Origin of the sequence: Croceicoccus sp. Ery5, assembly GCF_020985325.1 — a bacterium.
Lineage (GTDB): Bacteria > Pseudomonadota > Alphaproteobacteria > Sphingomonadales > Sphingomonadaceae > Croceicoccus.
This window is the reverse complement of record NZ_CP087587.1, coordinates 1,513,247-1,524,894: the sequence shown is the minus strand read 5'-3', so window position 1 is coordinate 1,524,894 and position 11,648 is coordinate 1,513,247. Positions and strand designations below refer to the sequence as shown.

The window sequence follows — 11,648 nt, the reverse complement described above, 5'->3', positions numbered from 1 at the left end:
TTCGTAGCGGATGGCTAATACGGAACCGGCTGACCGTCCCATGCGAAAAAGCCGCCGCTGTCCTTTGCGTCAAGGCTCTCGATCACATCGATCAGGTATTGTGCCGAATGATCGGCGCTGAACAGCTTTCCATCGGGCACATTGCCGCTGAACGGCGCGGAGAGCACGGTTTCGACCGTGCCGGGATGCAATGACACCGCCAGCGCGCCCTTGTTGCGCCGCCCCAGCTCTATCGCGAAATTGCGCATGATCTGGTTCAACGCCGCCTTTGACGCGCGATAGGAATGCCAGCCGCCCAGCCGGTTGTCGGAAATCGACCCCACGCGGGCCGAGATCGCCGCGAATACGGGCCGCCCTTCTGCCCTTAGCAATTCGATGAAATGCTTGCCGATCAGCGCGGAACCGATGGTGTTGATCCGGAACACCTCCGCCATGGCCGCCGCGTCGATGGCGCGCCAGCTCTTTTCCGGAGCAATATCCGGCTCTCGGTGCAATAGCCCGGTGGCGACGATGACCAGATCGAGCGGCCCTTCTGCGCCTATGGACGCAGCGGCAAGGGCGATGCTATCCTCGTCGCCAAGGTCGATCGTCACGGCCACGCATTTCGGCCCCGCCGCAATCCTGCCGACATCGCGCGCGGCGGCGTAAACGGTCGCCACATCGCCGCGCGCCGCCAGAATGCGCACCAGCGCCGCGCCGATCCCGCCCGAGGCGCCGACGACAAGGCAGCGCTTGCCGGTCATACACCTGCATCCCTGCGCGCCAGCAATTGCCGCGCCAGCACCAGATCGTCCGCCTTGTCGACATCGACCGCAGCCTCGCCATCGCGCGCGGCGACGACCTCGGCCGCGATACCATTGCGCTTGCCAAGGCGGCGGACCCCATCGGCCAGGGTCAGCCTGCCCAAGGCATAGCTGACCAAGGTGCCCAGCCCCAACCGGCCGACGATACGCCATGGCCGCTTGCGGTCAGCTTCCACCGCGCTCCACACCTGCAGCGCCCTGGCCGCCCCCGCGCCGTTCAGCAGGAACAGATTGCAGCCAGACCAGTCGCCATCGGCAAATCGCAGCCATGTCCGCCTTGTATCGGGGACCGCCTTTTCCACCTCGCCCCGTTCGGCCAGCAGGATGGCCACATCGCAATGCGCAGGCGCATCATGGGTGAAATCGCGCACCCATTCGGGCCGCAGCAGCGCATGATCGGATGTCGTGACCAGCAAGGGCGCGCCCGACAATTCGAAGACGCGCGCGACGCTGCCGCTGGGGCCTGTGGCGGGCGGCACGACGATCATGCCCAGCCCTTTGGCCAGTGCCACCACGCCGTCATCTGACGCGGAGACATATATCCGGTCATACCCCGCCTGCACCAAAGCAGCGTGCACCCGTTCCAGCATGGTTTGACCGTCGATACGGATCAGCGCCTTGTGGCTTACGCCTTCCGACAGGGCCAGCGGATCGGGTTCGGGCCGCGAACCGGCAAGGATCAGGGCGCTGGCCGCAGGCGCTTGGGTGCTTTCTTCCATGCCCCCGCCTTAGACGCTGGCGCCGCGCCGCTGCAATCTCCGTTGCGCAGCGGCGCTGCCGGAATTAGGGGAACGGAGGATGACAGAGAACACGCCCGCCGTCGCCGCCGCGCCAATCGCGATTGAAAGCGTCGGAGAGAACCCGACCCCGATCTGGGGCCTGACCAATCGCGAACGCACGCGGCGCATTGCTGTCGCCATCGGGCTTGCTCCCGACATGCAGACCTCTGGTGCGCCCAGTCCGGTCGCATCAAGCGGGACGCGGGTGATCGTGCACGATGCCTTTGCATGGGACCCTGCATGGCTGCGCCATATTGCCGCCAATCCGGGACTGGTGCTGACCATGGGCCACGTTCCGGCCATTGCCCATGCACGCAATGACGAAGAAGCCGAGGCGATCCGCAAGTCGATCCGCGAGGACAAGCCGCTTGTGCCCGGCAATCTGACCGTGCTTGCCTATGAAAACGGCCCCACGATCGAAAACAAGCAATTGCGCAAGCGCGAGACTCCCTTCGTCATGGCGCTGTTCCCCGACACGGTGCGCAAGATCGAACGGGCCAGCTATTTCGGTGCCTATAAGGGCGTAACCGATATCCTTACCAAATATCTCTGGCCCGAATGGGCGCTGGTGATCACGCGCATCTGCGCCAAATTCGGCATAACGCCCAATATGGTGACCGCGGTGGGCGCAATCCTGTGCGTCTATGCAACATTCCTGTTTTCGTGGGGCCAATACTGGGCCGGCATGGCGGTCGGGCTGGGCTTCATGGTGCTCGACACCGTGGACGGCAAGCTGGCGCGCTGCACCATAACCTCAAGCTGGTGGGGCAATATTTTCGACCACGGCATCGATCTGGTCCACCCGCCTTTCTGGTGGTGGTTCTGGGCCACGGGACTGGTGCATTGGGGCCTCGAACTGTCGCCGCAGGCTTTCAACTCCGTGATGATCGCGATCATCGGCGGCTATGTGCTGCAGCGCGTGATCGAGGGGATATTCATGCGCCGCAACGGGCAGATGCATATCCATGTCTGGCGTCGTTTCGATTCGCGGTTCCGCCTGATCACGGCGCGGCGCAATCCCAATATGGTGATCCTGCTGGTGGCGATGATCTTTGGCCGTCCCGATTTCGGCATTGTCGCCGTGGCGTGGTGGACGGTGATTTCCTGCGCGATCCACGCCGTGCGCCTGTTGCAGGCGGAAGTCGCGCGCACGCGCGACGGCGGGCTGACCAGCTGGCTGTCCGAGGGCTGAGGAGGACATCGCTGTGAACGAGACAATGCGCAAGTTCGGCTATCCCGCGACTCTGGTGGCGGAATTCGACCATTGGGCAGTGCTGCTCCGCCCTGCCCAGCCGACTTTGGGCAGCCTGATCCTTGCCGCGAAATCCGATGCCACCGCCCTGTCGGACCTGCCTGCGGAGGCCCATGCCGACATGCACCAGGCCAGCGGCGCGATCGAACGGGCGCTGGCCGCATTCACCGGCTATGCCAAGATCAACTATCTGATGCTGATGATGGTCGACCCGCATGTCCATTCGCACGTCATCCCCCGGTACGAGGGTACGCGCACGTTCGGCGGTCTGGAATTCACGGACGCCGGCTGGCCAAAGCTGCCCGATCTGGGCAGCGCGGTGGCACTGGACGATGCGCAGATTGCGGCCATCGTCTCTGCGCTGAAACCGCATTTCGCCTAAAGCCGGGCCAAGTCAGGCGGGCCGTATCAGGCGGGCTGTTCGCCCCCCGCTGAATCGACCCGCCGAGTTTACCAGCGGCGGGTCAGTTCGGTCGCGTTTTCGATATCGGTCAGGAAATCGACTTCGGCCCATTCCGAACCCGTAATGGTGCAAGTGCCGACCTGACCGGTTCCGGCGATCATGTCGATCACCTTCAGATACCAGTGTTCCACCCCGTCCCGCTCGCGCATTTTCTGGCGCACGGCTTCGCGGAACAATTCGACGCCATCGCCGCGAAAGGCAAGGAAGCCGATCGATTCGCAATTGGTCTCTTCCGCCGTCAGCGTCTTGCCGATGTGGACCAGCCTGCCGTTCGGCTCGCGCAGCACCTTCATGTCGTCGCTGTCATAAGCAGGCTTTTCATCGACGGTGACGGCAATCGGCCAATCCCCGTCGGGCCCTTGCGCGCCCTGCTGCACCTTTTTCACGATCTCTTCGGATACCAGCGTGTCGCCGTTCAGGATCATGAAGTCGTCCTTCATCAGATGGCGGACGATCCAGCACGACCCCAGATTGTCGGCCACCTTGAAAAACGGGTTGAAGTGGCATTTGATCTCGACCCGCAGATCGTTGATCTGCGACAGCGCATATTCCACCTCGTCCGTCTTGAAGCCGGTGACGACATCGATTTTCTTGACGCCGCCGCGGGCCAGAATCTCGATCTGCCATTCGATCAGGGTGCGCCCCGAAAAATCGATAAGGCATTTGGGGCGTTCGGCGGTCAGCGGCAGCAGGCGCGAACCCTGTCCGGCGCTAAGCAATATGGCATGTTCGATCATGGCCAGCCATGTAGTGCTATCACCGGCCATCCGCAATCCGGCTTGCGAAAGGCCGTGAGTTCTCGCCCGCACCCGCTTGCCTAGCGGGCCGTGATCGGCCAAGCACCTCGATATGAAGCGTAAACGCCCTGCCGCTGTCGAGGATCGTTCGCTGCTCGGGCGCATGCTGGCCAATCTGGGCTGGCTGATCGGCGGCAAGGGATTCGGTGCGATCTGTTCGCTGATCTATCTGGCGATCCTGACGCGGACGCTGGGGCTGAAGGATTTCGGCCATTTCTCGCTGATATTTGGCACATCGCAGGCGCTGATCGCGGTCGCGGGGTTCCAGACATGGCGCGTCGTGGTGCGTTTTGGCGCCGAACATGTGCATCACAAGAACTGGGAAGCCTTCGGACGGCTTGGAATGCTGGCAGGCGTGCTGGATGTTTGCGGCGCGCTGGTCGGCTGCGGCATCGCCTATCTGGCGTTCTTCCAGTTCGCCGGCGCGCTGGGGCTGAACCCCGAACTGATCGATCTGGCATTCTGGTTCAATGTCGCCTCGCTCTGGGCGCTGGTATCGGCCCCCACCGGTATCGTCCGCGCGCTCGACCGGTTCGATGTCGCCGTTTATGTCGAGGCTATCGTTCCACTGGGCCGGCTGCTGGCTGCATTGGCGATCTGGCTGACGGGCCCCAGCCTGACCCGTTTCCTGATCGCATGGGCCGCCATCGATATTCTGGAGGCACTGCTTTACTGGATCATGGCGCGCAGGCTGTGCCCTCAGGCGATCCGCCTGTCGCACCTCAAGGATTTCACTGGCGCGCTGCGCGATAATCCGGGCGTGATCCGCTTTTTCTTCATCACCTTTTGCTCCGCAACTCTGGAAGCGGCCTATCGCAACGGGCCATTGCTGGCGGTCGGCTATCTGGTCGGCACGCGCGCGGCCGGACTCTACCGGCTGGCGCAGCAACTGGCGCAGGGGCTGGCCAAGCTGTCGACCCTGCTGGCGCGCGCAGCCTATGCCGAAATCGCGCGGGCGCGGGTCGCGTCAAAGCTGGATGAATTCCGCAAGCTGATCCGCCAGACCAGCGTGCTCGCCGGTGCGGGCAGCGCCATCGTGGTGCTGATCGTGCTGGTCGCGGGCGGCCTGCTGCTGGAGATTCTGGGCGGCGAACAATTCGCGGCGGGCAAGCCGATCCTGATCGCGCTGGTCGTGGGCGCCAGTTTCGAACTGGCAAGCGTCGCCTTTGAACCCATGCTCGATTCGACCGGCAGGGCGAAACTCTCGCTTACCGCACGGGCACTGGCCGTCGCGGCGACCGCTGCGGGTGTGTTCGCCTTTGCCACCTCGGGCGGGGCCGAAGGCGTGGCATGGGGAGTCGCGCTGGGCGGTGCGGTGCATTATCTGGCCATGGGCGGCATGGCGTGGCTGGTGCTGCGCAGCCTTGTCCGCGCGGACCGGCGCGAGAGCGAAATGGTGCAGCGCGGGGGCAATGCTTGAACCGCAGGGCGGGTGCTGGCACAAAAGAACTGCAATCCACCGCTTGTGCAGCGCGGCAAGCTTGGCTAACCCGCAGCGCAGACAGGGGCCTTTGCGCATATCCGGCGTAAGAGAGGGCGGCCCCGCAGAACGGAAAAGCGACGATTATGGCGACCTTTACCCTTCCCAAGAACAGCAAGATCACCGGCAAGAGCCAGACGCATGGTACGGCTACTGGCGGGAAGGTGAAGAAGTTCAAGGTCTATCGCTATGATCCGGATAGCGGGGAGAACCCGCGCTACGACATTTTCGAGATCGATCTGGATGAATGCGGCCCCATGGTGCTGGACGCGATCATCAAGATGAAGAACGAGATGGACCCGACGCTGACCTTCCGCCGGTCCTGCCGCGAAGGGATTTGCGGGTCCTGCGCCATGAATATCAACGGGCGCAACGGCCTTGCCTGCACCACCGCGATCGAGGATTGCGGTTCGGGCGAGATCCGCATCACTCCGCTGCCGCATATGGATGTGATCAAGGACCTCGTCCCCGATTTCACCCATTTCTATGCGCAATATGCCTCGATCCGTCCGTGGCTGCAGACCGTAACCCCTGCTCCGTCGGGCAAGGAACGCCTGCAGTCGCCCGAAGACCGCAACAAGCTGGACGGCCTCTACGAATGCATCCTGTGCGCATGCTGTTCGACCGCGTGCCCCAGCTATTGGTGGAATTCGGACAAGTTCCTCGGCCCCGCCATCCTGCTTCAGGCCTATCGCTGGCTGGCCGACAGCCGCGACGAGATGACGGGCGAGCGTCTGGACGAGCTGGAAGACCCCTTCCGCCTCTATCGCTGCCACACGATCATGAATTGCGCCAATGTCTGCCCCAAGGGCCTGTCGCCCGCCAAGGCCATTGCCGAAATCAAGAAGATGGAAGCCGAACGGCTGGTCTGAGCGGAGTGGCAGAGGGCGTATCGTTCTCTCCGGCCGACGAATACCCGGGCTGGACCGACTGGATCATCGGAGAGCGTGGCGAATTCAATCGCCACGTCTTTGGCCGAATGCTGTCGCGGCTGGACGATCCCGCCACCGCGCGCATACGCATCTTTCCCGATCAGACGCATGCGAACACCAATGGCGTTGTACATGGCGGGGCCATACTGGCTCTGATCGACATGGCGATCTATCCCGCCACCATACTGATTACCGGCAAGTCGCAGCTGAACGTTGTCACGGTCGATCTGCATACCCAGTTTATCTCGCCGGGCGGCTTTTCGGCGCCGATCGACGCGGTGATTACCTTGACGCAGGAAACGGGGCGCATGTGTTTTACCCGCGGAACGCTGGTACAGGATGAAAAGGTGATCGCCACCTTCAACGCGCTGCAGCGCAAGATCGGGTGACGATTTGACCGGCCTGATTGCCCGATACGAAGAATTGCTGGCCCACGGCGAACTCCGCCCTGACGGGGAGCAGCGCGCCGCGATCCATCGCCTTGCCGTTTTGCAGGACGAGCTGGAGGCCGAACCGGCCCGACAGGGCTTTTTCGCGCGGCTAAAGGGCGTCAAACCCCCTCGCCCGCGCGGCATTTACATGTGGGGCGATGTCGGGCGCGGCAAATCCATGATGATGGATCTGTTCCACGACACGCTGGCGATCGGCGCCAAGCGGCGCGTGCATTTCCACGAATTCATGCTGGAAGTCGACCAGCGCCTGCGCGAAGAGCGCAAGAAGGAGGCAGGCGATCCCGTCGCCCCCGTCGCGCGCCAGATGGCAGAGGGTATCCGCTGCCTGTGCTTCGACGAGATGGTGGTCAAGAACACGGCCGATGCCATGATCATGAGCCGGCTTTTCACCGCCCTGATCCGCGACGAAGGCGTGACCGTCGTCACCACGTCGAATCGCCCGCCCCGCGATCTGTACAAGGACGGGATCAATCGCGGACTGTTCATGCCCTTCATCGATCTGATCGAGGGAGAGCTGGATACGCTGACGCTTAATGGGCCCACCGATTACCGGCTGGAACGGCTGGGCGGCATGGATGTATGGTATTCGCCCACCGGCCCCGAAGCCACCGCCAAAACGCGCGAGGCGTTTTTTCGTCTGACCGATTACCCGCCAGAAGATGCAGAGCATGTAACCGGATGCGATCTGAAAGTGGGCGAACAGCGCACCATATGGGTTCCCAAAAGCCTGAAGGGTGTGGCCGTATTCTCGTTCAAACGCCTGTGCGCCCAGCCCCGCGGGTCGAGCGATTTTCTGGCCATCGCGCGGCATTACCATTCGGTCATTGTCGTCGGCATCCCCGTCATGGGGCCCGACATGCGCAACGAGGCGGCGCGCTTCGTCACGCTGATCGACGCGCTTTATGAAAACGGGGTCAAGCTGATCGCCACTGCCGATGCCGAACCGGCGCAGCTTTACCCTTCCGGCGACGGGGCATTCGAATTCGGCCGCACGGTCAGCCGGCTGATGGAAATGCAATCCGCGGATTACCTCGCGCGCGGCCACGGCGAGCAATAGAGGCACGCACCACTCAGCGCCAACGTCAGGGCAGGCACAAATCTGTGCCTTCTTGAAGCTGCTCGCGAACCTGCCATCTCACCACCATACCGGCGGCCCCGCAGCCTGCGGGCAACCCCGCCGATGTGAGAATGACCATGATCGAAATTCGCCCTTTCGACCGGCTTGGCAAGTCCAATCACGGCTGGCTCGACACGAGTTTTCATTTCAGCTTTTCCGGCTATCACGATCCCGACCGCATGGGCTGGGGCCGGCTGCGCGTGTGGAACGACGACTGGATCAAGGCGCAAAGCGGCTTTCCGCCTCATCCGCACCGCGACATGGAAATCGTGACTTTCGTCCGCAGCGGCGCGATCAGCCACCGCGACAGCCTTGGCAATCAGGGACGCACCGCGGCAGGCGACGTTCAGGTGATGAGCGCGGGCACCGGCATTACCCATGCCGAGTATAATCTGGAGAGCGAGGACACCACGCTTTTCCAGATCTGGATCATGCCCGACAAGACCGGCGAAGCGCCCGGCTGGGGCCAGCGCGAATTCCCGCGCGGCGACCGTGCCGGTTCGTGGGTCACCGTCGCCAGCGGCGAGCCGGAAAAGGACGATGCATTGCCCCTGCGCGCCGATGCGCGGGTGCTGGCCGCGACTTTGAAGGCAGGCGACACGCTGGAACTGCCGCTAGAGGCTTCGCGCCATTACTATACCGTGCCGGTGGGCGGCGCGGTGGTGGCCAACGGGCACGAAGCGCAGGAACGCGACGGCATTGCGGTGACGGGAGAGGACCTGCTGGCCATCACAGCGAAGGACGATGTGGAACTGCTGCTGGTCGATACACGCTAGACCAGTAATTCGCGCGCGGGACCGTGGCCCAGAAAGGCCGACGGGCTGGCACTGGCGCCATAGGCCCCCGCGCAGAATATAGCGACAAGGTCGCCCGCACGGATTTCCGGCAGGGCGACCTTGTTCGCCAACAGGTCAAGCGGCGTGCACAGCCGCCCGACGATCGTCTGCTCGCTTTCCATCGCGCCCTCGTCGAACCGATTGGCCACCGCCACCGGATAGTTGCGCCGCACCACCGTGCCGAAATTGCCCGAAGCCGCCAGCTGGTGATGCAGCCCGCCATCGGTGACGGCAAAAATCTCGCCATGGCTGCGTTTCACATCTATCACGCGGGTCAGGTAAACCCCCGCCTCGCCCACCAGATAACGGCCGAGTTCGATGGCGAACTGCGTCTCCGCCAGACGGTCGGGCAGCGCGCGAAACGCATCGTCCAGCGCCGCGCCGACTTGCGCGATATCCAGCGGCGCGTCGCCGGGGAAATAGGGGATGCCGAAACCGCCCCCCAGATTGCAATGCGGCACATCGACGCCCGCCTGTTCCGCCAGATCGCCCGCCAGCGCCAGGGTCGCTGCCTGCGTTGCGATCACGGCGTCGGCATCCAGCGCCTGACTGCCCGCATAGATGTGAAATCCGCGCCACTGCGCGCCGCTGTGCGCAATTTCGCGCGCCAGAGGCGGCACAAGATCGGCATCCACGCCGAACGGCTTGGCTCCGCCGCCCATTTTCATGCCCGAACCCTTGATGTCGAAAACGGGGTTTATACGGATCGCCAGACGCGGCGCGATGCCCAGCCGCTCGCCAATGGCCAAGGCGCGGCGGATTTCGGCAGCGGATTCGGTATTCAGCGTAACGCCTGCTGCAATCGCGGCTTCCAGTTCGCCGTCGTCCTTTCCCGGCCCCGCAAAGCTGATCCGGCCCGCCGCCATGCCTGCGGCCAGCGCCAGCCGCATCTCTCCGCCCGAGGCAATGTCGAAGCCGTCGACAAGCCCCGCCAAATGCGCCAGCAGCGGGGGAAAGGGATTGGCCTTCATCGCGTAATGCACGGCCAGCCGTTCGGGCATGGCGGCGCGCAGATCAGCGACGCGAGCGTCCAGCAAGGCGCGATCATAGACGAACAGCGGCGTGCCTTTTGCCGCCAGATCGCCGGCCCTTTGGCCGCCAATCGCCAGATCGCCATCGATGCTGGCAAAACCCGCCGGCACTGGCCCCATCGGCTTCATTGCGATCCCTCCAGTTCGCGCTTCAATCCTGCGCGGTCCAGCTTGCCGGTCGCGCCGCGGGGCAATTCGTCACGCCAATGCACCTGCTGCGGCAGCATATAGGCCGGCAATTCGCGCCGCATGGCTGCGATCAGCGCATCGGTCGGCGCTTTTTCACCGCCCGCCCCACCGCGCGCGACCAGATGGAGCACTTGCCCCATTTTCGCATCAGGCAGGCCCAGCGCGACACATTCCGCGACCAGACCCGTCGCCATGGCCGCATCCTCCACTTCCTGCGGGCTGATGCGCTGGCCCAGCACCTTGATCATCGCATCGCGCCGCCCCACGAAATAGAGCAGACCCTGCTCGTCACGCACCACGCGGTCGCCCGACCAGACGGCGGTTCCGCCATAGTCGGACCATGCGGGCGCCGGGCGAAAGCGTTCACGCGTGCGTTCGGGGTCTTGCCAATACCCTTGTGCCACGAACGGGCCGGCATGGACCAGCTCGCCTTCCTCGCCCGCCTTGGCAGGCAGGCCTTCGTCGCTGACCACCATTATTTCGACATGCGGCACCGCCTTGCCGAACGATGTGGGGTGACTGTCGATCAGATCGGGGTTCAGATAGGCCGACCGGAACGCCTCGGTCAGGCCATACATCGCGAACAGGCGGGCATCGGGGAATTGCGCGCGCAGGCGGCGGACCAGCACTTCACCCAGCGCGCCGCCCGTGTTGGTAAGCCGTTTCAAGGGCGCGATTGCCGCGGCGGGCCACTCCTGCTCCAGCAATTGCACCCACAGCGGCGGCACGGCCGCCAAGGTCGTGATCCGCTGCGCCTCGACCGCTTTGACCACTTCGCGCGGCAGCAGATAGTCGATCGGCACGACCGCGCCGCCCGCATACCATGTCGATAGCAGCTGGTTCTGCCCGTAATCGAAGGCGAGCGGCAGGACCGCCAGAACGCGGTCTTCCGGGGTGACGGCCAGATATTCGGCCACGCTTTCCGCGCCCAGCCACATATTCGCATGGCTCAGCATCACGCCCTTGGGCTTGCCGGTCGAACCGCTGGTATAAAGGATCGCCGCCAGCGCATCGGGATCGGCTGCCGAGGGCGACAGCGGCGTGCACGCCTCCGCTTCCTCCATCACCGCTTTTTCGTCCAGTGCCGCACAGTCCGCCGCCAGATCGTCGCCATGCAGCGCGCCCAGACGCCCGCTATTCGCGATCAGCAGGCGCGCGCCGCTGTCGGCAATGATGTGACGCACCTGCGCGCGTTTCAGCACCGGATTCACCGGCACATGCACCAGCCCCGCCCTGGGAGCGGCAAGAGGCATCAGGCAGGCCAGCAGGCCCTTGCCCGCCCAGCTTGCCACCCGCGCGCCGCTCTGCCAGCCCTGCGACGCGGCGCGTGCGGCCAGCCATGCGGCCAGCCTGCCGGTCCATAGTTCCAGCGCGGCATAGTCCAGCACACGGTCTTTCAGGACCAGTGCGGGCGCATCGCCAGCACCGCGCAACGGCAGGTGATCGAGCGGTTCGGGAAAGGCGGGACGGGTCATCGAAGGCACGATAGCATCCGTCGTCGATGTCGCCACGCTTGC

General features: G+C 64.0%; 12 protein-coding genes. 7 read left to right on the top strand and 5 right to left on the bottom strand.

From position 1 onward, the window contains the following. Window positions 1-14 precede the first annotated feature (14 nt). On the bottom strand, window positions 15-743 hold the full coding sequence (locus tag LOZ74_RS07035; protein WP_230293451.1) for an SDR family NAD(P)-dependent oxidoreductase: 729 nt from the start codon (window positions 741-743) through the stop codon (window positions 15-17). After that, window positions 740-1,522 carry a nucleotidyltransferase family protein gene (locus tag LOZ74_RS07030; RefSeq protein WP_230293450.1) on the bottom strand — a complete coding sequence of 261 codons (783 nt, stop codon included), beginning with the start codon at window positions 1,520-1,522 and terminating at the stop codon, window positions 740-742. Before LOZ74_RS07030 ends, LOZ74_RS07035 begins: the two co-directional genes overlap by 4 nt. Before the next feature lie 79 nt (window positions 1,523-1,601). On the opposite strand from LOZ74_RS07030, the gene LOZ74_RS07025 reads away from it, so the two are divergent. After that, window positions 1,602-2,774 (top strand): CDP-alcohol phosphatidyltransferase family protein, encoded by a 1,173-nt coding sequence (locus LOZ74_RS07025; protein ID WP_230293449.1) that lies wholly within the window; start codon window positions 1,602-1,604, stop codon window positions 2,772-2,774. Window positions 2,775-2,787: 13 nt separating this feature from the next. Then, window positions 2,788-3,216, top strand: coding sequence for an HIT family protein (locus LOZ74_RS07020; protein ID WP_230293448.1), 429 nt, complete (start codon window positions 2,788-2,790; stop codon window positions 3,214-3,216). Window positions 3,217-3,284: 68 nt separating this feature from the next. On the opposite strand, the gene LOZ74_RS07015 is transcribed toward LOZ74_RS07020, so the two are convergent. After that, window positions 3,285-4,034 carry a sugar phosphate nucleotidyltransferase gene (locus LOZ74_RS07015; protein ID WP_230293836.1) on the bottom strand — a complete coding sequence of 250 codons (750 nt, stop codon included), beginning with the start codon at window positions 4,032-4,034 and terminating at the stop codon, window positions 3,285-3,287. Between the two features lie 112 nt (window positions 4,035-4,146). On the opposite strand from LOZ74_RS07015, the gene LOZ74_RS07010 reads away from it, so the two are divergent. The 5 genes from LOZ74_RS07010 to LOZ74_RS06990 all read left to right on the top strand — a co-directional run bounded on the left by LOZ74_RS07010 (window position 4,147) and on the right by LOZ74_RS06990 (window position 8,851). After that, on the top strand, window positions 4,147-5,514 hold the full coding sequence (locus LOZ74_RS07010) for a lipopolysaccharide biosynthesis protein (RefSeq protein WP_230293447.1): 1,368 nt from the start codon (window positions 4,147-4,149) through the stop codon (window positions 5,512-5,514). A 146-nt stretch (window positions 5,515-5,660) separates the two neighbouring features. Further along, entirely contained in the window at window positions 5,661-6,446 is a 786-nt protein-coding gene (locus LOZ74_RS07005; RefSeq protein WP_230293446.1) for a succinate dehydrogenase iron-sulfur subunit, read from the top strand. A gap of 5 nt (window positions 6,447-6,451) precedes the next feature. Continuing rightward, a complete protein-coding gene (locus tag LOZ74_RS07000) occupies window positions 6,452-6,895 on the top strand; it encodes a PaaI family thioesterase (protein WP_230293445.1) in 444 nt (147 codons plus the stop codon). Window positions 6,896-6,899: 4 nt separating this feature from the next. Continuing rightward, window positions 6,900-8,015, top strand: a complete 1,116-nt coding sequence (gene zapE / locus LOZ74_RS06995; RefSeq protein ID WP_230293444.1) for a cell division protein ZapE — start codon at window positions 6,900-6,902, stop codon at window positions 8,013-8,015. Between the two features lie 137 nt (window positions 8,016-8,152). After that, a complete protein-coding gene (locus LOZ74_RS06990) occupies window positions 8,153-8,851 on the top strand; it encodes a pirin family protein (protein WP_230293835.1) in 699 nt (232 codons plus the stop codon). Here the strand turns inward: LOZ74_RS06990 and LOZ74_RS06985 are convergent. Beyond that, window positions 8,848-10,071: a pyridoxal-dependent decarboxylase, exosortase A system-associated gene (locus LOZ74_RS06985; RefSeq protein WP_230293443.1), complete on the bottom strand. Its 1,224-nt coding sequence runs from the start codon at window positions 10,069-10,071 to the stop codon at window positions 8,848-8,850. The genes LOZ74_RS06990 and LOZ74_RS06985 overlap by 4 nt on opposite strands. After that, complete coding sequence (locus LOZ74_RS06980; protein ID WP_230293442.1) at window positions 10,068-11,606, bottom strand: acyl-CoA ligase (AMP-forming), exosortase A system-associated; 1,539 nt, start codon at window positions 11,604-11,606, stop codon at window positions 10,068-10,070. Before LOZ74_RS06980 ends, LOZ74_RS06985 begins: the two co-directional genes overlap by 4 nt. Between the last annotated feature and the right edge of the window lie 42 nt (window positions 11,607-11,648).